This window comes from Xenorhabdus szentirmaii DSM 16338 (assembly GCF_002632585.1).
In the GTDB taxonomy this organism is placed as follows: domain Bacteria; phylum Pseudomonadota; class Gammaproteobacteria; order Enterobacterales; family Enterobacteriaceae; genus Xenorhabdus; species Xenorhabdus szentirmaii.
The window spans coordinates 1,150,827-1,176,222 of record NZ_NIBV01000002.1; the positions used below are offsets into that span (position 1 = coordinate 1,150,827).

At 42.5% G+C, this 25,396-nt stretch carries 21 protein-coding genes; 11 read left to right on the forward strand and 10 right to left on the reverse strand.

The genetic code is table 11. The features are described from left to right. Positions 1-4: 4 nt before the first annotated feature. From arnD to lplA, 6 genes are all read left to right on the forward strand, one after another. Entirely contained in the window at positions 5-898 is an 894-nt protein-coding gene (gene arnD / locus Xsze_RS15130) for a 4-deoxy-4-formamido-L-arabinose-phosphoundecaprenol deformylase (RefSeq protein ID WP_038233927.1), read from the forward strand. A 7-nt stretch (positions 899-905) separates the two neighbouring features. After that, positions 906-2,567: a lipid IV(A) 4-amino-4-deoxy-L-arabinosyltransferase gene (arnT, locus tag Xsze_RS15135; protein WP_038233925.1), complete on the forward strand. Its 1,662-nt coding sequence runs from the start codon at positions 906-908 to the stop codon at positions 2,565-2,567. Beyond that, positions 2,564-2,914: a 4-amino-4-deoxy-L-arabinose-phosphoundecaprenol flippase subunit ArnE gene (gene arnE, locus Xsze_RS15140; RefSeq protein WP_038233922.1), complete on the forward strand. Its 351-nt coding sequence runs from the start codon at positions 2,564-2,566 to the stop codon at positions 2,912-2,914. Before arnT ends, arnE begins: the two co-directional genes overlap by 4 nt. Continuing rightward, positions 2,911-3,297, forward strand: a complete 387-nt coding sequence (arnF, locus tag Xsze_RS15145) for a 4-amino-4-deoxy-L-arabinose-phosphoundecaprenol flippase subunit ArnF (protein ID WP_038233921.1) — start codon at positions 2,911-2,913, stop codon at positions 3,295-3,297. The genes arnE and arnF overlap by 4 nt, the downstream gene beginning before the upstream one ends. A gap of 15 nt (positions 3,298-3,312) precedes the next feature. Further along, entirely contained in the window at positions 3,313-3,798 is a 486-nt protein-coding gene (locus Xsze_RS15150; RefSeq protein ID WP_038233919.1) for a C40 family peptidase, read from the forward strand. A gap of 75 nt (positions 3,799-3,873) precedes the next feature. After that, positions 3,874-4,890 carry a lipoate--protein ligase gene (lplA, locus tag Xsze_RS15155; protein WP_038233917.1) on the forward strand — a complete coding sequence of 339 codons (1,017 nt, stop codon included), beginning with the start codon at positions 3,874-3,876 and terminating at the stop codon, positions 4,888-4,890. A gap of 103 nt (positions 4,891-4,993) precedes the next feature. Here the strand turns inward: lplA and Xsze_RS15160 are convergent, their stop codons facing one another. Further along, complete coding sequence (locus Xsze_RS15160; protein WP_038233915.1) at positions 4,994-5,359, reverse strand: helix-turn-helix domain-containing protein; 366 nt, start codon at positions 5,357-5,359, stop codon at positions 4,994-4,996. A 917-nt stretch (positions 5,360-6,276) separates the two neighbouring features. Then, entirely contained in the window at positions 6,277-6,819 is a 543-nt protein-coding gene (locus Xsze_RS15165) for a hypothetical protein (protein ID WP_038233912.1), read from the reverse strand. Positions 6,820-7,140: 321 nt separating this feature from the next. On the opposite strand from Xsze_RS15165, the gene Xsze_RS15170 reads away from it, so the two are divergent. Beyond that, positions 7,141-7,758 (forward strand): hypothetical protein, encoded by a 618-nt coding sequence (locus Xsze_RS15170; protein WP_099139144.1) that lies wholly within the window; start codon positions 7,141-7,143, stop codon positions 7,756-7,758. A 119-nt stretch (positions 7,759-7,877) separates the two neighbouring features. On the opposite strand, the gene Xsze_RS15175 is transcribed toward Xsze_RS15170, so the two are convergent. From Xsze_RS15175 to ppsR, 7 genes are all read right to left on the reverse strand, one after another. Then, the gene (locus Xsze_RS15175; RefSeq protein WP_038233909.1) at positions 7,878-8,672 is read right to left on the reverse strand and encodes a heme ABC transporter ATP-binding protein; all 795 of its coding nucleotides are present in this window, start codon (positions 8,670-8,672) and stop codon (positions 7,878-7,880) included. After that, entirely contained in the window at positions 8,672-9,673 is a 1,002-nt protein-coding gene (locus Xsze_RS15180) for a FecCD family ABC transporter permease (RefSeq protein ID WP_099138154.1), read from the reverse strand. Before Xsze_RS15180 ends, Xsze_RS15175 begins: the two co-directional genes overlap by 1 nt. Next, positions 9,670-10,488: a heme/hemin ABC transporter substrate-binding protein gene (locus tag Xsze_RS15185; protein ID WP_038233907.1), complete on the reverse strand. Its 819-nt coding sequence runs from the start codon at positions 10,486-10,488 to the stop codon at positions 9,670-9,672. The genes Xsze_RS15180 and Xsze_RS15185 overlap by 4 nt, the downstream gene beginning before the upstream one ends. Further along, the gene (locus Xsze_RS15190) at positions 10,485-11,558 is read right to left on the reverse strand and encodes a hemin-degrading factor (protein WP_038233905.1); all 1,074 of its coding nucleotides are present in this window, start codon (positions 11,556-11,558) and stop codon (positions 10,485-10,487) included. The genes Xsze_RS15185 and Xsze_RS15190 overlap by 4 nt, the downstream gene beginning before the upstream one ends. 74 nt (positions 11,559-11,632) lie before the next feature. Next, positions 11,633-13,666: a TonB-dependent hemoglobin/transferrin/lactoferrin family receptor gene (locus Xsze_RS15195; RefSeq protein ID WP_038233902.1), complete on the reverse strand. Its 2,034-nt coding sequence runs from the start codon at positions 13,664-13,666 to the stop codon at positions 11,633-11,635. Between the two features lie 483 nt (positions 13,667-14,149). Next, complete coding sequence (locus tag Xsze_RS15205) at positions 14,150-15,196, reverse strand: 3-deoxy-7-phosphoheptulonate synthase (RefSeq protein WP_038233897.1); 1,047 nt, start codon at positions 15,194-15,196, stop codon at positions 14,150-14,152. 157 nt (positions 15,197-15,353) lie between these two features. Continuing rightward, positions 15,354-16,217: a posphoenolpyruvate synthetase regulatory kinase/phosphorylase PpsR gene (gene ppsR / locus Xsze_RS15210; protein ID WP_038233895.1), complete on the reverse strand. Its 864-nt coding sequence runs from the start codon at positions 16,215-16,217 to the stop codon at positions 15,354-15,356. Between the two features lie 254 nt (positions 16,218-16,471). On the opposite strand from ppsR, the gene ppsA reads away from it, so the two are divergent. Next, the gene (gene ppsA, locus Xsze_RS15215; protein ID WP_038233893.1) at positions 16,472-18,847 is read left to right on the forward strand and encodes a phosphoenolpyruvate synthase; all 2,376 of its coding nucleotides are present in this window, start codon (positions 16,472-16,474) and stop codon (positions 18,845-18,847) included. A 478-nt stretch (positions 18,848-19,325) separates the two neighbouring features. Here the strand turns inward: ppsA and ydiK are convergent, their stop codons facing one another. Next, positions 19,326-20,435 (reverse strand): AI-2E family transporter YdiK, encoded by a 1,110-nt coding sequence (gene ydiK / locus Xsze_RS15220; protein ID WP_038233891.1) that lies wholly within the window; start codon positions 20,433-20,435, stop codon positions 19,326-19,328. Between the two features lie 206 nt (positions 20,436-20,641). On the opposite strand from ydiK, the gene ydiJ reads away from it, so the two are divergent. From ydiJ to Xsze_RS15235, 3 genes are all read left to right on the forward strand, one after another. Continuing rightward, on the forward strand, positions 20,642-23,716 hold the full coding sequence (ydiJ, locus tag Xsze_RS15225) for a D-2-hydroxyglutarate dehydrogenase YdiJ (RefSeq protein WP_038233888.1): 3,075 nt from the start codon (positions 20,642-20,644) through the stop codon (positions 23,714-23,716). Further along, complete coding sequence (locus tag Xsze_RS15230) at positions 23,713-24,129, forward strand: hotdog fold thioesterase (protein ID WP_038233887.1); 417 nt, start codon at positions 23,713-23,715, stop codon at positions 24,127-24,129. Before ydiJ ends, Xsze_RS15230 begins: the two co-directional genes overlap by 4 nt. 157 nt (positions 24,130-24,286) lie before the next feature. Beyond that, positions 24,287-25,351, forward strand: a complete 1,065-nt coding sequence (locus Xsze_RS15235) for a L,D-transpeptidase family protein (protein WP_038233885.1) — start codon at positions 24,287-24,289, stop codon at positions 25,349-25,351. Positions 25,352-25,396 lie beyond the last annotated feature (45 nt).

Genomic DNA, 25,396 nt, shown 5'->3' on the forward strand with positions numbered 1-25,396 from the left:
AACGATGAAACAAGTTGGCTTGAGAATCGATGTGGATACTTATCGGGGAACAAAAGAAGGTGTACCTAAGTTGCTTGAGATTTTAGAGAAACATCATATTCAGGCCAGTTTTTTCTTCAGTGTTGGTCCTGACAATATGGGGCGTCATTTGTGGCGCCTGCTAAAGCCGAAGTTTTTCTGGAAGATGCTAAGATCGAATGCCGCATCTCTTTATGGCTTAGATATTTTACTGGCCGGCACAGCTTGGCCGGGAAAAAAGATTGCAAAAGATCTGGGGTATTTGATGAAACAAACCTTGGAAGCGGGTCATGAAATTGGCCTGCACGCATGGGATCACCAAGGTTGGCAAGCAAAAGTCGGAAATTGGTCAGAGGCTGAGCTGTCGAAGCAAATACAATTAGGAATCGATGCATTAGAAAAAGCAACAAATCAACCGGTTTCATGTTCAGCAGTTGCCGGTTGGCGGGCTGATGAACGGGTGTTGTCAGTCAAACAGCAGTTTGCTTTTGATTACAACAGTGATTGTCGGGGCACACATCCATTCAGGCCCATGTTGCCGGATGGCAGTCTGGGGAGTGTACAAATTCCGGTGACGCTGCCTACTTATGATGAGGTTGTCGGAACGCAGGTTAGTGATGCAGATTTCAATCGTTTTATTCTTGATGCGATTAAAAACGATCAGGGTATTCCGGTGTATACTATTCATACCGAAGTTGAAGGTATGTCCAAATCCTCACAATTTGGAACATTACTGGATATGCTGAATCAACAAAATATCCGGTTTTGTAAATTGAGTCATTTATTACCTGAAAATAGAGACACGCTTCCTGTTGGGAAAATTGTTCGTTCGAATTTTCCCGGTCGTGAAGGCTGGTTAGGCTGCCAACAAGAGGTATAACACAAATATGCTGAATACTCGGGCGAGTAAAGCTGGAGCCGCTCTGATGGCTCTTTTTTTTATTCTTACTTACCTATTGCCTTTAGACGGTCGTCTATTATGGCAACCTGATGAAACACGATATGCCGAAATCAGTCGAGAAATGTTGCAACGCGGCGATTGGATCGTACCTTATTTCCTGGATATCCGTTATTTTGAAAAACCGGTTGCAGGATATTGGTTTAACAACATCAGCCAGTGGATTTTTGGCCACAATAACTTTGCGGTTCGTTTTGGTTCAGTATTCAGTATCTTAATCAGTGCAATACTTCTTTATCGATTGGCAATGATGATGTGGAAATGCCGCCAGACCGCATTTGTTGCCAGCCTGATTTATCTTTCCATGTTCCTTGTTCTTTCCATTGGCTCTTACAGTGTCCTTGATCCGATGTTTTCTTTATGGATTACTGCGGGGATCGTGAGCTGCTATTGGGCACTCAAGGCAGTCAGTACCCGGGAGCGGGTTCTGGCGTGGTCTGTGCTTGGGTTGACCTGTGGCATGGCTTTTATGACTAAGGGCTTTTTGGCATTGGCGTTGCCTGTCATTGCGATGTTACCTATTACGATATACCAGAAACGTTTTCAGGAAATGCTTCGTTTCGGGCCTCTTGCTGTTATTTTTGCTACTTTGATCAGCTTACCGTGGGTCATTGCGATTGCTTTGCGTGAGCCTGATTACTGGCATTACTTCTTCTGGGTAGAACATATACAGCGTTTTGCTTCTGAAAAAGCACAGCATATCGCACCTATTTGGTATTACGTGCCAATACTTATTTTAGGTGTGCTCCCGTGGTTGGGATTGCTGCCGGGAGCGTTAATCAAGGGCTGGAAAGAGAGAAGAAGCCATCCAGAAATGTTTTTCCTATTTTCTTGGTTTGTGATCCCATTTGTGTTCTTCAGCATCGCGAAGGGAAAATTGCCAACTTACGTTCTGCCATTCATCGGCCCTTTGGCCATCATGATGGCCAAATACAGTGTTGATAGTGTCAAAAATGGCAGCATGAAGGTATTAAAAATAAATGGGTTGGTGAATCTTTGCTTCGGGATGATGGCAACTCTGGCGCTTTTGATTATGGGGAAACTACCCAATCATTCACTTTATCAACCCGACGAACACCTGAAATGGGTTATGGGCATTATTATTTTCGGGTTCTGGGGCATAATTGGCTATTTAAGTTTTATTCGCAATGGTCAATATTGGCTGTGGTCTGCCGCCTGTACCATTGTTCTCAGCTTATTGATAGGAGGTGTATTGCCGAGCAAAACGATTAACTCCAAACTTCCTCAATCTTTTGTCAGAGAACATGTAAAAGAATTGGCTGAAAGTAAATATATTCTGTCACGATCTGTTGGTGTAGGAGCAGCGATAGCCTGGGAGTTAAAACGCAGCGATATTTACATGTTTGATCGTACCGGCGAATTAGAATATGGGCTAGATTATCCTGATAGCCAATACCGATACATCTCACACGAAGAATTTCCTGCATGGTTGGAGAAAGCACGGAAAAAAGGTCAGGTAGCACTAGTTTTCCTATTATCTTCGAAAGAAGCATTCCCTGAACTGCCAAAACCGGATTTCGTGCGTCGCGATCACCGTTTTGTCCTCATCATTTATAAGAAACAACAATGAGCAGTAAGATAATATTATTGATTTTAGTCAGTTTCTTGACTTGCGGTGGACAGTTATGCCAAAAGCAAGCGGTTATTTGGTGGCAAAAGAAAAAGACCCCCAACAAGGGGGTCTTTGTGGCGATCTGGTTATCTGCTGCTATTCTTCTGTTGGGTATAGGAATGATATTTTGGCTGCGATTATTACAATTTTTGCCGCTGAGTATTGCATACCCAATGCTCAGCATGAATTTTGTCATTATAACGGTAATCGGACAGTTTCTGTACCAAGAAAAAGTGGGGCTAAAACACTGGATCGGTGTTTTTGCCATTATGTTAGGGATTTTATTGATGAGCCTGAATCAATGAGGGGATATATTTGGGGGTTATTGAGTGTCTTATTGATCACTCAGGCACAATTATTATTGAAATTGGGAGTAGCCCATTTGCCAGAGCTTTCCCTGTCAGCGGATTGGCTAGATATCAATTGGCTTTGGTTTCATCATAGTTCTCTATTGATGATTATGGCCGGACTGTCGGGCTATGCACTTTCCATGTTATGTTGGTTTTTTACTTTGAAATATCTGCCATTAAATAAAGCGTATCCTATTATCAGTTTAAGTTATGTTTTTGTTTATTTAATGGCGGCGTTATTACCTTGGTTTAATGAAACTATTTCATTGTTGAAAACAGTAGGTATTCTTTTTATTTTATTGGGAGTATGGTTAATCAGCCGGCCAGAATCAACATAATTTGAGAGAAGGGGAATGGTAGTGGGAGTGAGGTATTTATGCTTATTATTGAGTTTTTTTCTCATTGGTTGCAGCAACCCTATATCTGAATCAACGCCACCTCCGTTGAAATCTGCGCTTTCTGACCCGATAATGGTTATCGCCCAATTAAAAGATCAGCTGACTCAATGGTATCATACGCCTTACCGTTATGGTGGGATGGATAAACAGGGGGTTGATTGTTCGGGGTTTGTTTATCGGACATTCAATGATCGTTTCAATATCAGACTTCCCCGCACAACCCGTGAACAAACCAAATTCGGGATACGGATCAATAGAAAGGATTTGATGCCCGGGGATTTGGTATTTTTCAAAACAGGCAGTGGTGAGAGTGGGTTGCATGTCGGTATTTATGACACTGACAATGAATTCATTCATGCTTCTACCAGCAAAGGTGTTATACGTTCTTCCCTTGATAATGTGTATTGGCGCCGTGTGTTCTGGCAAGCACGCAGGATGTAATATCACCTTCAGCCCATTATTCTGAACACACTTTGTGGTATCTTAAGGCCCTGTTTTTCTTGGCCGGAGCCTAAAATGTCCACATTACGCCTGTTGCTGTCAGATTCCCATGATCCTTGGTTTAATCTCGCTGTTGAAGAGTGTATTTTTCGCCAAATGCCACCAAATCAGCGTGTCTTATTTCTATGGCGTAACGCCAGTACCGTGGTTGTTGGCAGAGCACAAAATCCGTGGAAAGAATGTAATACCCGACGAATGGAAATGGATGGAATAAAGCTTGCACGCCGTAGTAGTGGAGGAGGGGCCGTTTTTCATGATCTGGGTAATACATGCTTTACTTTTATGGCAGGAAAACCGGAATACAACAAAAGTGTTTCTACTCAAATCATTCTGGATGGATTGAAAAAATCAGGCATTCAAGCAACGGCTTCGGGTCGCAATGATTTGGTCGTTTCATCTCCGGAAGGAGAACGTAAGATCTCGGGTTCTGCATATCGAGAAACGAAAGATCGCGGTTTTCATCATGGCACTTTGCTGATTAATGCAGACTTGAACCGTCTTGCTGATTATCTTAATCCTGATCCTAAAAAATTACAGGCGAAAGGCATCACATCTGTTCGTGCCAGAGTAACGAATTTATCCGAATTGCTGCCTGATGTGACGCATGAAAAAATTTGTGGGGGGATTATCGAGGCATTTTTTGACTATTTTAATGAAACCGTTCAGGCGGAAGTGATTTCACCACAGATATTGCCTGATTTACCCGGCTTTAGTGATGTTTTTGCTAAGCAAAGTAGTTGGGAATGGAATTTCGGTCAGGCGCCTGCATTCAGCCATATATTGGATACACGGTTTCGCTGGGGCGGTGTTGAATTACATGTTGATGTTGAACAGGGAGTGATTAATCGTTGCCAGATATTTACTGATAGCCTTGAACCAGCGCCATTTGAGTTATTGGCAGAAAAACTGGTTGGAGTCGTGTATCAACCAAAAGCAGTTGGTCAAATGGTCCAACAAATCAGTGAACAATATTTGTCTCTTGGCACAGAATTACAGCAGTTCCATTTTTGGCTGATTAATGAATTGAAATAAAACGAAAAGTGAACAACGAATAAAAAATGGTCAACAATGGAACGTTGACCATAAAGGGAGACGCTCATTATAAAAATGGAATGGAATATTCTTATTGCATCATTTATCCCTGACAATGTAAGAATGTTTTTAATTCTGGCAAATGCCCACATTCTCGGAACTTAGCAGGTGTTGTATTAAAGTGCTTTTTAAATATTCGGGTAAATGTAGCCTGAGAACTAAAACCATATTGCAGGGCAATATCAAGAATTGGCAGATTGTCTTCCCGTAAGGATTTAGCTGCTTCATGCAGACGACGCCGGCGTACATATTGGCCTAATGTGCAACCTTTTAATTCCTTGAAAATTCGCTGTAAATGCCACTTTGAATATCCGCTTTTATGGGCAATAGCATCTATTTTGATCCCGTCAGCCTGTTGGAGTTGGCTTTCTAACCATTTGATAATATCGTTTATAACATTTTTTAACATGTTTACCTCCCACACTGGTGGGTTTTTGCTGAAAAGATAGCGATATATGAATAGTAACGAGCATTATTGTTCGGGTTATTTTAAGAGTTTCTGTTTTATCGTATACGCTAAATGTGCTATTTAAGATTTGTAGCGATTACGCAATGCATATTTCTCATGGCATATGGGATTAGGATTTCAGAGTTCATGCCATTCCTCATTAAGTAAACATATAAAAGCACGAATTGTATAAATACCAAGTAATTGAAAAATGAGATCTGGTTTATCCGATAGGTAAATTGACAAAACAGGAATAGGCAAAAATTACACTGTCAATGTGGTTTTAACTCGGTTTTTTTAAATAAAATTTAAGGAGTTACCAATCGGATTTAATATATTGTTAACATCATAGTTTATGGTGTTTTTTATTTTACTAAGTCATTTTTTATTATTTTAATATTTTTTGTAAGATATAATCATGCAATAATTGATTATTCTGAGATGATGAGTGCTCGGGTCAGTATAAAATCATTTCTTCGTAATTTATATAAAAACAATAACTCCTTAGTTTAGTTATAAAGGTTGGAATTCAGAGAGTTAGTTTTGAGTTAATAATAATGGAAATTGAATTCTCTTTTGATTACTAAAATACTCTTTCGTGATCTCGCCATCATTAACATATTCATTCATTTTATTTAAATAGCTTACCATTAAGCTAAAGTCTAGGGTTGCTTTCCCATTAAATTTTGATGATAAAATGAACCTCTTTAGTGTTTCGAATTCTTTATTATTGATAGCATTAAAGCTTTTTGGCTCTTCAATCAGTTTTAGTTTTTTAATGGTTTTTTCGGAATATGCAGCAGGCGTTTTTGATTCATCTGATGTTAGGGTATCAATTTTAGCAGGTGCGGCGACAAGTACTTCATGATATTTTGGTTTTAATTTTTTAGTGGTATCTTACGAATATATAAAAGACTTTTTTGAGTTATAAGATGTTGGGATGCCAATTTTGGCAGACGCTGCGGCAAGTACTTTATTATATTGTGATAGCGGCTTTTTTTATTATCAATTGCTGGATTTTTAACAATTCTTTTCAACTGTAAGATAAATGCCGTAAGTGTTTTTTCTTCTATGTTATGGAAGATATGTTCTTGATGATTAATGTTAAAAATTAACTTTGGAAGTAAAAAGTCGTGATTACACTTATATGAGTTGATTGATGTTATAGGATACTGACTATGATACAATTCAAAAGATTCTATCCTCGCGAAATGAATATTTATATTAGTCAGTAATATTAATGTGCTCTTTAAGCCATATAAATCACCAACCAATGCTGCTACAGGGTATTCACCCATTCCTAAATTTCTTTTTATACGAATAAACTCTTTCCCTTTGTCTGTAATAAGAACAGAAGAACTGGCTAGCTTTTGTAGCTCTTTTATTAAATCTTCATCAGAAGCGGTTTTGCAATTAATCATGGGCATTATCCGTTAGGAAAACGTCTAATATACACAAAAAATATAACTAACCTAAGCTATTTTGAAAATCAAAGTTAGGTTGTTTTTTGTGCAATCATTTTGTTTTACTGATATATAATTATTAGCGCATATTTGTCTATTATTCCGGTGCTAAAGCGATCTGTTCAACGGCATGAAAAGTATAAAAAAGACTGGTCGGTGATATAAAATGCCGCAGTGCACTTGAATATTTAAAAGACCTATTTTTGTATGTAAAGTGTACATTATTTTTGTCTTTATTCTATTTTTCAAACTATCTTACTGTTTTAAAACGGATATTTTATGTTGATGTATTTAGTCAGGAAACTGATTTTTTTTATTTTATATGCACTGGTGATATCTGGAGTGACTGGCTTACTGTTTTTGGATGTCAATTACCTACACAATGGCGTACTGGAGAATTCGCTGACTGAGATTTCTCAAGAACTGGCTTTATTGATTATCGCTGTTTTACTGTTTTATGAAGCAACAAAAAACCTAACACTGCGCCCTGCATTGGTATTAATGGCGGGTTTTTTCAGTTGCCTTCTGATCAGGGAATTGGATGCTTATTTTGATGTGATTTTCTTTCATGGGGCTTGGTCATGGTTTGCCATTCCTTTAGCGTTGCTTTGTATCGGGTATGCCTATAAAAAAGGTCAGAAAACACTTTCAGGCCTCGTTTATTTCACTCGTCACCAAAGCTACGCGATGATGGCATGTGGATTATTGTGCGTGCTGGTGTTCTCCCGCTTGTTTGGCATGGGGTCATTATGGCACGGATTGATGGATGAGCATTTCAACCGCACAGTCAAGAATATGGTAGAAGAGGGCTGTGAAACGTTTGGTTATGTTCTGTGTTTACTTGCCACACTTTGGTATTTGCCTTCTGCCCGTAAGCAACGGTCGGCAGAAAGCTAAAACCTAAGCCCATGGTAAAGCTGTTTTCCTTGATTTGATAAAGGCAAACTTTGCGTTTTACAGCAAAACTTGCCTTTTTTGATTAAATCTTTTGATGGATAAAGAATAACCAATGTTTTTTATTGTCTGAGATAAATTTGTGGTTGGTGGGTTTCAGGGTGTTGTGTTACCCCTAAGTCTGCCTGATACCACTGCGTGAGGATCTCATCACGAAGTACATCTTGTGGAGTGCCGGATGCAACTAGTTTCCCTTTATGCAACAGGATAATTTTGTCGGCATAAAGGGCTGCCAGATTCAAATCATGCAATACACAGCAGACCGCAAGAGGACTTTGCCGCGTCAGATGGCGAACCAACCGCAATGTATGTTGTTGGTGATAAAGATCCAAAGCAGAAGTAGGTTCATCAAGGAATAGGCACGATTCTGTAGGTTCCGGATGCCAAAGTTGAGCTAAAACTCTGGCCAATTGCACCCGTTGTTGCTCCCCTCCGGATAGCTGCGAATAATTTCTGTTTCGTAGCTCTTCGCATTTTGTCAATGTAATGGCGGTATCGATGGCGATTTTATTATGGCTATTTTCATGGGGGACACGTCCCATGGCAATCACTTCTTCCACACTAAAAGGAAAAGAAAGGGAGCTATATTGTCGCATCACAGCACGAATACGTGCCAACTGTTGAGTGGGCCATTGAGAAATAGGAATGCCCTTTAACAGGCATTTTCCTGAATAGGGGGGAATATAACCTGTTAGGAGCCGCAACAACGTAGATTTCCCGGCTCCATTGGGTCCAATGATCGCAACAACTTCCCCCTGATGCATGGAAAGTGATACATCTCTGATTATCTGACGTTGCCCGATGGAATAATGTAAATTTTGGGCTTCAAGTAAAATATCTGACATGGCCGGTTCCATTATAAACGGCTTCCTGATGGCTTGAGGATAAGCCATAAAAAATAGGGAGCACCTATCAAACCGGTGATAAGCCCTACCGGCATTTCAGCGGGAGCAACTAATGTTCTGGCCAAAGTATCGGCGGTTAACAAAAGGCATGATCCTCCCACGGCTGATAGTGGCAGTAGCCAAGTATGATCACCGCCAAATCTCAGCCTGATAAGGTGTGGTATCACCAAACCAACAAAGCCAATCACTCCTGTCAGAGCAACAGCACATCCAATCAATAGGGCACTGAGCAGCAATAATTGATATTTCGTCCGTTGAACATTAATGCCTAAATAGTGTGCTTCTTCATCGCCCAATTGCAGCAAATTCAGTTTTCGTGACTGGCTGAATGTGAATAGACAAACGGGAATAATCAGTGATGCTGCGATAATCAGTGTTGGCCATTCGATCTGGCTCAGCGACCCCATCATCCAGATAGTGAACTGGCGTAATTGCTGGTCATTACTGATGTAGCTTAATACGCCAATAAATGACATACACAGCGCGTTGATGGCAACACCTGCAAGCAAGAGCTTTGAGAGATTCCCCTGATTGTATTTGTTGAGAGAGAATATTAAGAAAGAAACCAATAAACTGCCAACAAAAGCCGCAATAATGTGCCCGTATAAAGCAATACCCGCAGGCAAAGTAAAGGGCAGCACAATGACCATCGCGACGGTTAATGCTGCACCGCTGCTGATCCCCAATAATCCTGGATCAGCCAGAGGATTGCGGAACAGTCCTTGCATCACGGCACCGGATACGGCCAGCGCACATCCGACAAGGATTGCCAATAAAATACGCGGCAACCGGATATTGAGCCAAATTTGCCATTGTGGATCATCCAGCGAGGAACCCCACAGCGTTTTGAAGGAGAGTGGCAATGCTCCCATATTGGCTGAGCTAATGGCTAAAAAGAACAACAAAAAACCCAGTACCACTAAACCGGTACCGGGAGATTGGGTACGACTCATTGCACTCTCTCCGCGGCCTCACGGACTTGTTTCATTACAGCGGGAGTTTGAAGGCCAAATCCAAGCAGGCCCATTTCATCAACCACGACAACTTGCTTTTTCTGACCGGCAGGTGTGAATTTTAAACCAGGAAGTTGCCAGATTTTTTCCATGCCACCCAATGTTTTCACTCCTTCGGTGCTTATCAGCAGTAAATCGGGTTTACTGGCGATAACCCCTTCCTGGGATAACGGTCGGTACCCCTGAAAACCTTGCATTGCATTCTTTGCCCCGATGGCGTGAATAATTTTATCTGCGGCTGTGTGCTGACCGGCTGCCATGGGCGTGATACCCCCGTGGCTCATGACATAAATGATGTTGATGGGAATATTCGATGTATTGATATCCGCCAGCTGTTGTTGATATTGTGCTGCCAACGCGTCACCGCGTTTTTCCTGGTTGACCGCCTTAGCGACGGTCATGATTTTTTCAGGAACGGCTTCTAACGAAATTTCGCTGGTCACTTTAATCACTTTTACACCGGAATCTTCGACTTGCTTGAGTGCCAGAGAAGGTTGAGCCAGTTCACTTGCGAGCACCAGAGATGGGTGCATGGATAAAATTCCCTCTGAATTCAGCATCCTCATATACCCGACATCAGGCAGAGAACGTATTTCTTTGGGATTCAGGCTGGTACTGTCCCTTGCGACAACACGCTGTCCTTCGCCAAGTGCAAAAACAATTTCGGATACATCGCCACCAATGCTCACAATGCGTTCAGCAGAGAACCCATTACTGGAGATGGCAAGCATAAATGTTAGAAGCCACTTTTTCATGCTATACAAGTTTCCTGTTCTGATTGCAGTTTAGGTAAAGCGGCAATTTGTTCACGCCACTGAGTCTGTTCAGGAGTTCCTTCAGTACGCTGACCGTATAACTGGGCAATCTGATTGCCATTGGCATCAAATAACTCCAGGCTGGTGACAAAACCGTCACTTGTTGGCTTGCGGGTAACCCAACTTTCTGCGATGGCACTTTCAATCAGGTGCAAGGTAAAGTGCTGGTTAAAAATATTGATCCATTTCTGCCCGCCATTTTCTTCCTGATAGGGCATCAAACGCTCAAGCTTGCCGGTAAAGATTTGGGTACAGCCACGGTTTCCGACAAAAATCATAATTTCGTTTTGATCTTTATGTGCGGTTCCAATGAGCTGGGATAACGCTGAGTTTTCTACACGATAGGCCAAGTCATCTTTAACGGCATTAAAAATCTGCTGGCGGTTCATGTTGTTACGTTTCATCATGATGAAAAATTGGTGAACGTCAGTCATTGCCCGCCACTCTTCATCTAATTGTGTTTTCAGTTGTTCGGTAACTTCAGCATGTTCAGGGAGTTCTTCCTGCTGAATGTCCAGCGCTGGGTTTTCATGGGTTTGATATTTTTCGATCAATGCATCCCACGCTGCCATATCTGTATCTTTGGTTGTATAAACCTTATGTAAGGCATCACCCTGACGATCAAAGAACTGAATGCTGTGGCGCATACCGTTCTTGGCCGGTTCTACCAAAGAGAAAATGCTGCTCCAGTGCATAAAGAACAGGCGCAGATCCAGCTCACGTGGATTGAGGATCAAACCGACATTTTGGCTGAATTTCGTGTTTTCGTAACGACCAATATGTTCATGAACAGCGAAATCATTGCGGGTAATCGCTTTAGTTTCACCAACCACCGCCAATTCCTGAAGCAGGGCAGGAGCGTCAATGTTCAAACGTTTTGCATCAATACCAACACGGCAATGCAATAATTCTCCTTCACTGACATTGAGGTAAGCGGCCAAATCACGCGCATATTTTGCTTTGTTATCTGCTTTGGCTTGTTGGTAACGTTCATAAAGTGATTGAGTCACAGTTGCTAGCTCCTTAAAAACGGTTTTTTTCAAATAAAGATCGATTTAAAGTGAATAAAGTGTTTTGTTGCGATTTACCACTGATAGCTGACGAATAACTTAGCATTGCGCCCGCTTTGTGGTGTACCTTGCGGAGAGTAATATTCTTTGTCAAAGGCATTAGCCAGTACGGCTGAGGTAGTTAATCCTTTGAAGATGCCATTACCGTGATAGCTGATATAGAAATCATTAGTACCGTAACCCGGATATTGGTGTACTTTCAGGCCGATACTGTCTATATCAGTGCCATTGACGCCTTTAGGTTGGGTGTGTCGGGCGAATTGGCCAATCCAGCCAATGGAAAAGTTTGTATTGGGCAAGGGAATATCCAATGTGCTGGTGACTGTATCAGGACTCAGGGCCGCGATGGATTCCCCTGTTTTTTCATCTTTTCCTTTTGTGCGATTGTAGGCCAAGTCCCATGTAAACCAGTCAGAGCCATATGTCATTGTCACATCCCATCCCCAAATTTTAGATTTTGGAATGTTGATGGATTGCATCAGCCCTTTCTTAAAATCAATGTGGCTTGTGATGTAATCTTTGGCATGAGTATCAAAATAACTGGCCTTGAATTTCAGTCCGTCATTGCTGGTAAACACATCATCAAAACGCAGTCCAAAGCCATATTCTTGAGTTGCATTACTTTCCGGGCGCAGATTTGGGTTGGGAGTCCAGTTCATGAAAGCATAGTGCATGGAATCGTTATATATTTCCCCCATGCTTGGAGCACGGAATGCTTGCGCATAGGAAGCGAACAACATTGACCAATCGGTTGGCGTAATGCTGATGGCACCTTTTGATGACCATTTATCGGTATTGATTTCGGGGTATTTGCTGTTTGACGCGGTGTAATTATCGTAACGTGTACCAGCAATCAATGAAACGGGGAGATCACGCAGAGTTATTTCATCTTGAAACCAGCCCGATGCAAAACGAATGCTTGCGTCAGGAAAGCCGATAACAATGTGGCTACTTGGCTTTTGTTTTTGTTTATAGATTTCGCCGCCATAGGTAAATTGATGCGCCGCAAAAGAAGTTGTCGCCAAATGGGAACGATTCTCAAGTTTTATACCATAAGTTTCTTGCTGGCGACCCTCAAAGCCCCTTTTCTTAGACTTAGTATTGATATTAATGTCGGAGTAATAGATATCTGCCTGAGCATTCAACCAATTATACGCAGAAGGATTTAACTGATAAGTCAGTTGGGCATCCCGTTGAGAGGTTGTGCGTTTTACCCATGCGTCTGTATTTTTAGTGGCAAAAGGTTTTTGTGGGTTTTTGGGCTGATGTGTTTCATTGTGGTAATAACGCAGATTGCCGCTGATTTTTTGGCTATCATCTATTTTCCAGGTGCCTTTTGCCAGTAAATTGCCCATGGTTTCATCATTAGGGCCTTGTAAGCCGCTCCCATAGCGGATATTGCCCACGTCACGCGTACCAAATGCAAACAAGCCATCAAATTGTTCGGTTTTGCCAAATGCAGAGCCTCCAAACCCCAGACTGTGGTCACCGCTTGTTGCCCGGCTAAAGACACGAAAACCATGATTTCTGCCTGCTTCCAATAAATCAGCGGCATCGACCGTCTGAAAAGCGATAACACCTCCCAGAGCACCGCTGCCATGTAGCAATGCGGATGGGCCGCGAACGACTTCGACTTGTTTAATTAAAGCAGGATCGAGAAATACGCCTCCAATGTGCCCGGTATCTGTTCCTTGCCGGATGCCGTCTACGAGAGTTAAAACACCTTTCGGGCCGTAACCTCTCATATTGATATCTTGCCCATTGGCACGACCTGCACCCGAAATCTCAATGCCCGGAATTTTGCTGAGTAATTCATTGGCATTACCTGCAACCCGGCTGGTGGCTGAATTATTTTCAATGACCGTAACCATCATAGGAGCTTCAAAACTATCACGCTGATTACCCGTAGCATATACGGTTAAGATATCTGTAGATGGTGTGTGTTTTTCTTCAGAAGGCGGTGTTGCAGCATTGGCAGAAGATAAGCTTGCTAAAATAACGACACTTAATGTAGATAATTTCAGGTTTGATGGTTTTATTGAAGCCATTCAGGTTAATCTCCACGTTTTAATTGTTTTTTTATAAACAAAACTAACTGGGCACCATATTGATATTGAGTAGGTGAAATATCCGGAATTTCTATCGCGTTAGAATAAATGTGCTGAATTTGGTCGGAATTGACCGGGAAGTATGTTGCGATTGTCAGCGTTCATAGCATATGGCTTTTCAAATTGTTGCTGACCATCAATACAATTGCGTTTTATACGTTTTCCTGAATTACAGGTTAATTCAGGAATAATCTGCTGTTGTAGAGGATAAATATAGCAACGTTGATAATAAGTTAATTTTCCCATATAAATCTTGAACGATAATTATTCTGATATTGAGAATAATTATCGTTTCAATTAAGGCTAACTTCAAGTTATTTTTATCCATACCCAGAATTAAGAGTTAATATGTTGATATTAAATGAGTTATTTGGAGATGGTTACTGACTCCGACAGTAACAGGAGCCAGTATAAGCTAGGCGTTCAGATATGATTTTTAACGGTATCGGCAAGAATGCTGATAAATTGTTCAGTATCCTGCCAGCCAAGGCAGGGATCGGTAATGGATTGCCCGTAGGTTAATGATTCTCCTTTAATCACTTGCTGTGTTCCTTCAACCAAAAAGCTTTCAGCCATGACTCCGGCAATTGCGGTTGAACCCGATTGAATTTGTTCACAGATATTCTTTGCAACATCCAGTTGACGAATATGGATTTTCTGGCAATTAGCATGACTGCAATCCACAATGAGACGCTCGGGTAAATGGAATTCACGTAACTTATGGCAGGTTGTAGCGATATCTTCTGCATGATAATTAGGCGTTTTCCCGCCCCGCATGATGATATGCCCATAAGGGTTTCCGCTGGTTTGATAAATGGTCATTTGACCGTTTTTATCAGGGGAAAGGAACATATGTTTGGCTTGAGCTGCACGAACTGCATCAATGGCTATCCGTGTATTGCCATCTGTTCCATTTTTAAACCCAACGGGGCATGACAAGGCTGAAGCCATTTCCCGATGAATCTGACTTTCCGTTGTTCTGGCGCCAATTGCTCCCCAGCTAATTAAATCAGCGATGTATTGGCCGATAACCATATCCAAAAATTCCGTGGCAGTAGGCACGCCCAATTCATTGATATCAATCAGCAGCTTGCGGGCAAGTGAGATCCCTTTATTGACCTGACAGGAACCGTCTAGCATGGGATCGGAAATTAAACCTTTCCAGCCCACAACCGTTCTCGGCTTTTCGAAATAGGTACGCATGACAATTTCCAGTTGATGCTGGTATTTTTCACGCAATCCTTGCAAGCGGGTGGCATACTCCAGGGCTGCATCGACATCATGGATGGAGCAGGGGCCAATGATAACCAATAAACGCGGGTCATTGCCTGACAGAATCAATTCAATGCGCTTTCGTGACAATGTCACATTTTGCAGGATCTTTTCTGATATGGGATATTGTTCGGCAAGTTCTTTAGGTGTTATCAGGCTATCAATGCGGTGGGTTCTTAATTCATCTGTTTTGTGCATATATTTTCTCAAATTTTACTTCACATGAAACCGCGTCCGAAGAGACTGAAATCACAATAACTCAACCTTCAGCAAATTCAATAGAATATATGATATTTGCACAAGAAAATGTGGCAAACACAGTTTATGGGACTGTGAGGCATAGTGAATTGAGAGATCAGAACATACGGCGCTTTAACCCCATACTGTCAATAATCTTGGTTGAAATTTCTTCGACAGAATAATTAGTGGTATTTAAATAATGAATTTTATTTTTGCGAAATAAAGCTTCAACCTCAGCAAGTTCGACACGACATTGCCGTAATGAGGCATAACGACTGTTCTCGCGCCGCTCTTCCCGTATAGCGGCAAGCCTTTCAGGATTAATGGTCAGGCCAAATAATTTATGCTGGAAAGATTTCAGGGCGGCGGGCAACTGGAGATTGTCCATATCATCCGCAGTAAAAGGATAATTTGCGGCCTGAATGCCGAATTGCATCGCAAGATAGAGGCTGGTCGGTGTTTTGCCGCAGCGGGATACGCCAAGAATGATGACTTGAGCTTGGTCAAGATTGCGTAATGAAACACCATCATCATGGGCGAGTGCATAATCAATGGCCGCAATGCGGGCATCGTACTGACTCAGGTTTTTAGGCGACAGGCCATGTGTTCGGTGTAATTCCGGTTTCGGCTCTAAACCTATTTCTTGCTGCAATGGTGCAACCAGAGTTTGGACAATATCCTGACAGAAACCATCGCTGAGAGTGATAATGCTTTTTATCTCATCTGAAATAATAGAATAAAAAACTAATGGCTTTATTTGTGTTCGCTGGTATATCGCGTTTATTTGATCCCGAACTTCTTCTGCCCTCATTTTGTTTGTGACAAAAGGTAAGGTATAGGAGGTAATCGCGATAGGGAATTGGGACAATACCGCATGGCCTAATACTTCCGCGGTAATTGCGGTACCATCGGAAACAAAAAACACACTGCGATTTAATATTTCATCTTTTGGGATTACATGGGGATTTGTTTCTATCATTGTCTTGTTCTTTAGTGGTTGTTGAATAGATTATGAGGTATCGGATTTTATGGCATCATTGGCTGAATCGTTTTTATCGGGCGTTGTCAGCTAAAATCAGTTTATCGATTATACGCGTAAAAAAATAATATTGTTGGGTTGATCGATTCACCTTTCCATATCTGGTAGTACTCTGTGCTAGGCTATTTTCTGCTGTGAAAAACAGCTTTAATTTTTCCGATTTGTATCTCTGAATGTAAAAAGGATAGCTCCCAATGTCCAATAATGGCCTCATTCCCAGCAATGTACTTTGGTATAACCAATTAGGTATGAACGATGTTAATCGGGTCGGTGGTAAGAATGCTTCTCTTGGTGAGATGATTACCAATTTGGCTGAACTGGGTGTGTCTGTTCCTAATGGTTTTGCAACCACTGCACAGGCATTTAATGATTTTCTGGAACAAAGTGGTGTAAACCAACGTATTTATCAGTTGCTGGATGAAACCAATGTTGATGATGTCAATCAGCTGGCCAGAACTGGCGCGCAGATCCGCCAGTGGGTGATTGATACACCGTTTACGGCTCAACTTGAAGAAGATATTCGTGATGCCTATCTGCAATTGTCTGAAGGTGAACCTGATGCCTCTTTTGCCGTGCGCTCTTCCGCCACAGCAGAAGATATGCCGGATGCCTCTTTTGCTGGGCAGCAGGAAACCTTCCTGAATGTTCAGGGTATTGATGCGGTCATGGTGGCCATCAAACATGTCTTTGCATCCCTCTTTAATGATCGTGCGATTTCTTACCGTGTCCATCAGGGGTATGACCACCGTGGTGTTGCTCTTTCTGCGGGGGTTCAACGGATGGTTCGCTCTGATCTGGCCTCGTCAGGTGTCATGTTCACGATTGATACTGAATCCGGTTTTGATCAGGTCGTATTCATTACATCAGCCTACGGATTGGGTGAAATGGTGGTGCAGGGGGCTGTCAATCCGGATGAGTTTTATGTCCATAAACCGACATTGGTAAATAATCGCCCGGCGATCGTTCGTCGTAATCTTGGCTCTAAAAAAATACGTATGGTTTATGCCGATAGCCAGGAACATGGTAAGCAAGTACGTACAGAAGATGTTCCGGATGAATTGCGTAATCGTTTCTCGTTGACTGACAGTGAAGTCGAAGAACTGGCCAAACAAGCCCTATTGATTGAAAAGCATTATGGGCGCCCGATGGATATTGAGTGGGCAAGAGATGGGCACAATGGCAGGTTGTATATTGTGCAGGCCCGTCCGGAAACCGTGCGTTCAAACCAGCAAGTCATGGAGCGCTACCAACTGAATGAACAAGGTGATGTGCTGGTGGAAGGCCGGGCAATCGGGCATCGTATCGGTGTTGGCTGTGTCAAGGTTATCCATGATCTTGGCGAAATGGACCGTATTCAGGCTGGCGATGTATTGGTGACTGACATGACGGACCCGGATTGGGAACCTATCATGAAAAAAGCCTCGGCCATCGTGACCAATCGCGGTGGGCGTACATGTCACGCGGCGATCATAGCCCGTGAATTGGGCATACCTGCGGTTGTTGGTTGCGGAGATGCGACTGAGCGCCTGAAAGAAGGCCAGCTGGTGACTGTCTCTTGCTCGGAAGGTGATACGGGTTTTGTTTATCAGAATAAATTGGATTTCAGTATCCAGAGTTCTCAGGTTGATGAGCTGCCAAAATTAGATGTCAAGATCATGATGAATGTGGGTAACCCAGACCGTGCATTTGATTTTGCTTGCTTACCGAATGAAGGTGTCGGTTTGGCGCGTTTGGAATTTATCATTAACCGGATGATTGGGGTTCACCCACGTGCCTTACTCGAGTTTTCCCGGCAATCTCCTGAACTGCAAGCACAGATCAAATCATTAATGGTTGGATATGATGATCCGATTGAGTTTTATGTCGGAAAATTGACAGAAGGAATTGCAACGTTAGCCGCTGCATTCTGGCCTAAGCGGGTGATTGTCCGTTTGTCTGATTTTAAATCCAATGAATATGCAAATTTAGTGGGCGGGGATATGTATGAACCGCACGAAGAAAACCCGATGCTGGGTTTTCGGGGCGCGGGGCGTTATGTCTCTGATAACTTCCGCCAGTGTTTTGCTCTTGAGTGTGAAGCCATCAAGCGGGTGCGTAATACAATGGGGCTAACGAATGTAGAGGTAATGATTCCATTCGTGCGTACAGTGGCTCAGGCTGAAGCGGTAGTGGCAGAGTTAGCTTCTCAGGGGCTGAAACGCGGTGAAAATGGCCTGAAAGTCATTATGATGTGTGAGATCCCATCAAATGCATTGTTGGCTGATCAATTTCTCGAACATTTTGATGGTTTCTCTATTGGCTCAAATGATATGACCCAATTGGCGTTGGGCTTAGACAGGGATTCTGGCGTAGTTTCTGAATTATTTGATGAACGTAATGACGCCGTTAAGCAACTCTTGTCGATGGCAATTCAGGCCGCAAAACGCCAGGGGAAATATGTTGGAATTTGTGGACAAGGCCCTTCAGACCATGAAGATTTTGCGGAATGGCTAATGAAGGAAGGAATTGATAGTTTATCCTTGAATCCTGATACAGTCGTAAAAACTTGGGTTTCTTTAGCTGAAAAATAATGAGTTGAAGAGAAAGCCGAGATGAATTAAAAGCCTGCTAAAATAACTGTGGGCTTTTATATTCTGTATAACATAATATTTTTTAACACGGATGATTAATTAAAAAGAGCAAAAGTATAAAAATTATCTAAAAAAAAAGCCTATCATGGGCTGACAGGCAAAGACTACACACAGCAATATATTTTTGCTTCACACTACCCAGCCTATGGCGTTTATAAGCCGGGCTAGCAATTCGCTGGGAAACATACGTTTCGATAGAGAGAATACTAATTTAATAAATGAGTTTATTCTTTAAGAATCCTCTTAATAAATAGGAATTATAAAAATAAATTTCAGCGAAATAACGTTTTTTTAACAATTTGGTAGGGGGTTTTATTTATTTTAAAATATGAATTTATATTTATGATAAGCAAGAGGGATATGTATTCGTTATTCTGATAATTGCGCAGGAAAATAATATTCCTGCGCAGTTATTTGATCACTTGATATTCTTTTCTTTAAAGTAAGTTTCAGTATCTGTCATTTTACTTTCGGGTTTAGGAACTTCATTCATCCATGCCAGTAGCAAACGATAAGAAACAGCCAGTACGACAGGGCCTATAAATAGTCCGATGACACCTAACGAAAGTATGCCTCCGATCACTCCGGTAAGAATTAAAACCATGGGCAAATCTGCACCAAGACGGATGAGGAAAGGGCGAAGTACACCATCCATTGTGGTGAGGACCAGGCTCCAGATGATTAAAATAGTTCCCCATGTTGTTTCTCCTGTCCAATAAAGCCATGCAATAGAGGGAATAAGGACTAACAGAGGCCCGAGTTGGGCAACACAACACACAAACATCACAACAGTAAGGATCATGGGATAGGGAATTCCCGCGATTGCCAGACCAATTCCACCTGCAATAGCTTGCACCAATGCGGTGACAACGACACCAAGAGCCACAGCACGAATAGATTGCGCAGCCAATAGCACGACCGCATCACCCCGTTGGTCCGCCAGTCGGATGGCAAAATGACGAACATTCAACATCACCAGATCTCCTTTCCAGTAAAGTAATATGCTGAACATCACCATGAGAGCCAAGTGGAAAAGAAAACGACCGGCATTAGCTGCTTGGGTAAAGAACCAGGTTGCTGCTTTACCAATATAGGGTGGAATCTTATTTAAAAGCATGTTGCTGCCATCAGCGATGAGATCTGTCCATTTATGATATAAATCATCGCCAACAACAGGTATTCGGTTCAGCCACTCTAATTGCGGTAACTGAAACGAAGAGGGAGATTTTGCCCATGCAATCAATGGAGCGCTATTTTCCACCAGACTGCTGACAAGCAATGCAATAGGTATAACAAATAACAAAACTAAGAGTAATGTCATGATAGAAACGGCGATCCAGCGCTTATCCCATAGCCGCCGTTGTAATTTTTCCAATAGCGGCCAGGTAGCGATAACAACCATTCCTGCCCAAATAAAGCCCAGAATAAAGGGGCTTAAGACCCAGAAGCTGGTTGTAATAAGCAATAAAATGAAAAATAGAGCAAATAATAGTTTGGGTAAATCGTAGTGTGATTGCGAGTTTTCCATGAAATAATTTCTCAGTGCAATTTAAAATACTGTTGGCAGTAACAATGGTAATCAAATATAACGTTATTTCATTGATTGCTCAAAATAGATAAATATTGTGATATTGTTAAAAGCCTTCCTGCTCAGAAAATGTTTGAGCTACGTTATCCAAGATAGTATATAAATAGAGCAATGTGGATACTAATTAAAAAAGGGGCAACGCGCCAATGATCCCACGTATATCACAAGCCCCCCATGTCAGTGAACTGACATTGGAATATTTGACTGTACTGAAAGAAGCTGGTTTTACCGGCGATTCTACCAGCAGCTATGCCGACAGGCTGACTATGGCAACAGATAACAGCATTTATCAGTTGTTGCCGCAAGCCGTTGTCTTTCCCCGTTCTACCGCTGATGTTGTATTGCTGACCAGAATCGCCGCTGAAGAGCGTTTTAAAACCCTGACATTTACACCACGTGGTGGAGGAACGGGTACAAATGGGCAATCCCTCAATAATGGTATCGTTGTGGATATGTCCCGCTATATGAACCGTATCCTGGAAATCAATCCAGAGCAAGGTTGGGTTAAAGTTGAAGCTGGTGTTATCAAAGATCAGCTTAATCAATATCTTAAACCTTTCAGTTATTTTTTCTCTCCTGAACTTTCTACCAGTAACCGCGCTACATTGGGAGGCATGATCAATACCGATGCTTCCGGGCAGGGATCTCTGGTTTATGGAAAAACCTCTGATCATGTTTTGGGCGTGAGGGCGGTTTTATTGGGTGGGGAAATGTTCGATACCCGTCCTATGAGCACCGCATTGGCGGAATCAATTGCTCAGGAAAAAACGGTTATCGGGAGCGTGTATAAAACAGTGTTGGAACGCTGTCGTGAACACCGCCAGTTAATCATTGAAAAATTCCCTGAGCTAAACCGATTCCTGACAGGGTATGATTTGCGACATGTATTCAGTGATGATATGCAAACATTCGATCTCACCCGCATCCTGACGGGGTCTGAAGGAACTCTGGCATTTATTACTGAAGCAACTTTGGATATTACACCGCTGCCAAAAGTCAGGCGATTAGTGAACGTCAAATATGACTCCTTTGATTCCGCTTTGCGCAACGCGCCTTTCATGGTTGAAGCTAAGGCTCTTTCTGTGGAAACAGTGGATTCTAAGGTCCTTAATTTGGCCCGTGAGGATATTATCTGGCATTCCGTAAAGGCATTGATTACGGATGTGCCGGATAAGGAGATGCAAGGATTGAATATTGTCGAATTCAGCGGTAACGACAAAGAACAAATTGACCTGCAAGTCCAGAACCTCTGCCTGCGACTTGATGAGCTGATGACAACTAACCAAGCCGGGATTATTGGTTATCAGACTTGCCATGACTTGACGGATATTGAACGCATTTATGCCATGCGGAAAAAATCCGTTGGCTTGCTGGGTAACAGTAAAGGTGCCGCTAAACCTATTCCATTTGTTGAAGATACTTGTGTCCCTCCTCAGCACCTTGCCGATTATATTGCTGAATTTCGCCAACTTCTGGATAGTCACAACCTGAATTACGGTATGTTCGGGCATGTGGATGCTGGTGTTTTGCATGTACGCCCTGCATTAGACATGTGTGATCCCCAACAGGAAATTCTGATGAAACAGATTTCTGATGAAATCGTTCGTTTGACCGCGAAATATGGTGGTTTGCTGTGGGGAGAGCATGGCAAGGGATTTAGGGCAGAATATAGCCCGGCTTTTTTTGGTGAAACCTTATATCACGAACTTCGCCGGATAAAGACAGCGTTTGACCCATTTAATCGGCTTAATCCGGGGAAGATTTGCCCGCCAATCGAAATTGATGCACCCATGATGAAAGTGGATGCTGTTAAGCGTGGCACTTACGATCGCATCATTCCTGTTAATGTAAGAACCGCATTCCGTGGCGCTATGGAGTGTAACGGCAACGGTTTATGCTTCAATTTTGATGTCAAAAGCCCAATGTGTCCCTCAATGAAGGTCAGTCAACATCGAATACATTCTCCCAAAGGGAGGGCCACGTTGGTCAGGGAGTGGCTTCGGCTTCTGACTGAACAGGGAATTGACCCCAAATCATTGGAGCAGGGATTAGCAGAAACACGCCCCAGTTTACGGGGATTCATTGAGAAAACACGCTATAGCTGGCAGGCAAGGCGAGGTGAATATGACTTCTCCCATGAAGTGAAAGAATCAATGTCAGGTTGCCTTGCGTGTAAGTCTTGTTCAACACAATGCCCGATCAAAATTGATGTACCTTCATTCCGTGCCCGTTTTCTGGAGCTTTATCATAGTCGTTATTTGCGTCCATTGAGTGATCATATTGTTGCCAATGTTGAGAATAGCGCACCATTGATGGCTAAAATGCCCCGGATATTTAATTTTTTCCTTAAACAGCCATGGGTACAAAAAGTTAGCCAACAGAGTATTGGCATGGTTGATTTACCATTGTTTTCTTATCCAACCTTGCAGCAGCAGCTGGTGGGGCATTACGCTGCAAGGACGACACTGGAGCAGCTGGAAAGCTTATCATTATCTGAACGTGCTCAGCATGTACTGATTGTTCAAGACCCTTTTACAAGTTATTACGATGCAAAAGTTGTCACTGACTTTGTTCAGCTGGCGGAGAAACTGGGATACAAACCCGTATTGTTGCCATTTTCACCTAACGGCAAGGCTCAGCACGTTAAAGGATTCTTGGGTCGGTTTGCTAAAACAGCACAAAAAACAGCGGATTTTCTTAATCGGGTTGCCCGGCTGGGTATCCCAATGGTGGGAGTTGATCCCGCTTTAGTACTGTGCTACCGGGATGAGTACAATGATATTCTTGGCAATAAACGGGGAAATTTTGAAGTTCAATTAGTTCATGAATGGTTAATCAATAAAATTTTGCTGGAAAAGGCATCTCAAAATACGTGTGATGATTCAGGCACTACTCAGGAATGGCATTTATTGGCGCATTGTACAGAAGCGACGGCATTACCGAATAGCGGTAATCAATGGAGAGAAATCTTCCGTCATTTTGGTCATAGGTTGAATAATGTCAGTGTGGGGTGTTGCGGTATGGCAGGGACATATGGTCATGAAAAGAAAAACCTCAATAATTCGGTTGGCATCTACAAACTTTCATGGGCACCGGCATTGAAAAATCTTACTTCAGAGCAGTGTTTGAGTACTGGGTATTCATGCCGTAGTCAGGTGAAACGCATAGAAGGAAAACAACTGAAACATCCGTTACAAGCTTTATTGGAGATCTTACCGTGATTTGGAAGCGCAATAATATAGATATAAATATGCTTAATCAAATGAATGATAAATGTATGGTAGAGCATGTAGGAATTGAGTTTACTCAGCTTGGCGAGGATTTTATTGAAGCAGTCATGCCTGTCGATCAACGAACAAAGCAGCCATTCGGAATTTTGCATGGCGGTGCTTCGGTGGTATTGGCTGAAACTCTGGGTTCATTTGCGGGGTATCTTTGTTCGGAAGGGGAGCAAAAAGTGGTGGGAGTTGAAATCAATGCCAACCACCTTAAATCTGTTCGTGAAGGTACGGTTAAAGGAGTGTGCAGGCCTATTCATCTGGGAAGGTCGCATCAGGTTTGGCAGATAGATATTTACAATGAACAACAACAATTGTGCTGTACATCCCGCCTGACAACCGCTGTCTTATCGTAAGCACCATACCTGTTTTTTCATTATATTCTTGTTCCTGTCAGCATTGAGCTGGCAGGAGTGGATTTGGTACGCTCCGTAATGAATTGAGATAGAATAGTCCTACAAAGTAGTCTATTAGTTAATCATAAACTTTTAAGTATCATTTCAAGGAGCATGTATGAAGCAACGTTTAACTCTTATTGGCATGTTCTTGATTGGCACCTTATCGTTTAATGGGCTGGCGGGTGTTGCCCATGCTATTGAGTATCCATTACCCCCTGCTGAAAGTCGTTTGATTGGGGAAAACTCAACATATACTGTTTCTGATGATGGGCTGCCATTGGAATTCGTTGCGGCCCAGTATCAAATCGGTTTATTGGCGATGTTGGAAGCCAATCCTGGTGTTGACCCGTATTTGCCCAAGGCTGGCCTTAAGCTGATGATTCCATCACAAATGTTGCTTCCAGATACGCCCAGAGAAGGCATTATTATCAATTTGGCTGAACTTCGTCTCTATTATTTTCCGAAAGGGAAAAATCATGTTGTTGTGTATCCGATTGGTATCGGTCAGCTTGGCCGCGATACACCAACAATGACCACATCTGTAAGCCAGCTAATCAAAAATCCAACATGGACTCCCACCACGAATATTCGTAAGGATTACGCCAGTCGGGGCATTATATTACCGGCAGTAGTGCCCGCCGGGCCAGATAATCCAATGGGGGATTTTGCCTTGCGTTTGTCCGCCGGACGTGGTGAATACCTTATCCATGGTACAAACGCAAATTTTGGCATTGGTATGCGTGTCAGTTCGGGTTGCATCCGCTTGCGTCCTGATGATATTGAAGCGTTATTCCGCACCGTTCCGAAAGGGACTCGGGTTCAAATCATCAATGAACCCGTGAAATATTCAGTAGAACCAGATGGCAAACGTTATGTGGAAGTTCATCAACCTCTTTCACAGAAAGAAATGGACGATCCGCAAAGTATGCCAATGACTCGCTCTGAAGGTTTAATGAAGTTTATTGAACAACAGGGTACGGATGAAGTGCTGGTTGATCAGGCCATTATCCGCCGTTCAGGGATGCCAACCATGGTGAATAAAGGGTTGGAAAAAAATAATCAAGAAGATGAAAAAATACTCGGGCCAATTGATATTCGTGAGGAAATCGCTTCAGAAATCAAACCGGTGAAAGTGATCCCACTACGTCAGCCCGGGCCGATTTATCAGCCGGAGAACTAGTGTGGCAATGGTGGATGTTTGTGTGGGTGAGAAGAAATTGGGTTG

Bases quoted from the DNA above. Each gene is read 5' to 3' on its own strand.
- ydiJ (WP_038233888.1), top strand. From the start codon at position 20,642: ATGATCCCACGTATATCACAAGCCCCCCATGTCAGTGAACTGACATTG.
- Xsze_RS15180 (WP_099138154.1), bottom strand. From the start codon at position 9,673: ATGAGTCGTACCCAATCTCCCGGTACCGGTTTAGTGGTACTGGGTTTT.
- Xsze_RS15160 (WP_038233915.1), bottom strand. From the start codon at position 5,359: ATGTTAAAAAATGTTATAAACGATATTATCAAATGGTTAGAAAGCCAA.
- Xsze_RS15205 (WP_038233897.1), bottom strand. From the start codon at position 15,196: ATGCACAAAACAGATGAATTAAGAACCCACCGCATTGATAGCCTGATA.
- ppsA (WP_038233893.1), top strand. From the start codon at position 16,472: ATGTCCAATAATGGCCTCATTCCCAGCAATGTACTTTGGTATAACCAA.
- Xsze_RS15185 (WP_038233907.1), bottom strand. From the start codon at position 10,488: ATGAAAAAGTGGCTTCTAACATTTATGCTTGCCATCTCCAGTAATGGG.
- Xsze_RS15165 (WP_038233912.1), bottom strand. From the start codon at position 6,819: ATGATTAATTGCAAAACCGCTTCTGATGAAGATTTAATAAAAGAGCTA.
- arnF (WP_038233921.1), top strand. From the start codon at position 2,911: ATGAGGGGATATATTTGGGGGTTATTGAGTGTCTTATTGATCACTCAG.
- Xsze_RS15235 (WP_038233885.1), top strand. From the start codon at position 24,287: ATGAAGCAACGTTTAACTCTTATTGGCATGTTCTTGATTGGCACCTTA.
- arnE (WP_038233922.1), top strand. From the start codon at position 2,564: ATGAGCAGTAAGATAATATTATTGATTTTAGTCAGTTTCTTGACTTGC.
- arnD (WP_038233927.1), top strand. From the start codon at position 5: ATGAAACAAGTTGGCTTGAGAATCGATGTGGATACTTATCGGGGAACA.
- Xsze_RS15150 (WP_038233919.1), top strand. From the start codon at position 3,313: ATGGTAGTGGGAGTGAGGTATTTATGCTTATTATTGAGTTTTTTTCTC.
- arnT (WP_038233925.1), top strand. From the start codon at position 906: ATGCTGAATACTCGGGCGAGTAAAGCTGGAGCCGCTCTGATGGCTCTT.
- lplA (WP_038233917.1), top strand. From the start codon at position 3,874: ATGTCCACATTACGCCTGTTGCTGTCAGATTCCCATGATCCTTGGTTT.
- ppsR (WP_038233895.1), bottom strand. From the start codon at position 16,217: ATGATAGAAACAAATCCCCATGTAATCCCAAAAGATGAAATATTAAAT.
- Xsze_RS15195 (WP_038233902.1), bottom strand. From the start codon at position 13,666: ATGGCTTCAATAAAACCATCAAACCTGAAATTATCTACATTAAGTGTC.
- Xsze_RS15170 (WP_099139144.1), top strand. From the start codon at position 7,141: ATGTTGATGTATTTAGTCAGGAAACTGATTTTTTTTATTTTATATGCA.
- Xsze_RS15175 (WP_038233909.1), bottom strand. From the start codon at position 8,672: ATGGAACCGGCCATGTCAGATATTTTACTTGAAGCCCAAAATTTACAT.
- ydiK (WP_038233891.1), bottom strand. From the start codon at position 20,435: ATGGAAAACTCGCAATCACACTACGATTTACCCAAACTATTATTTGCT.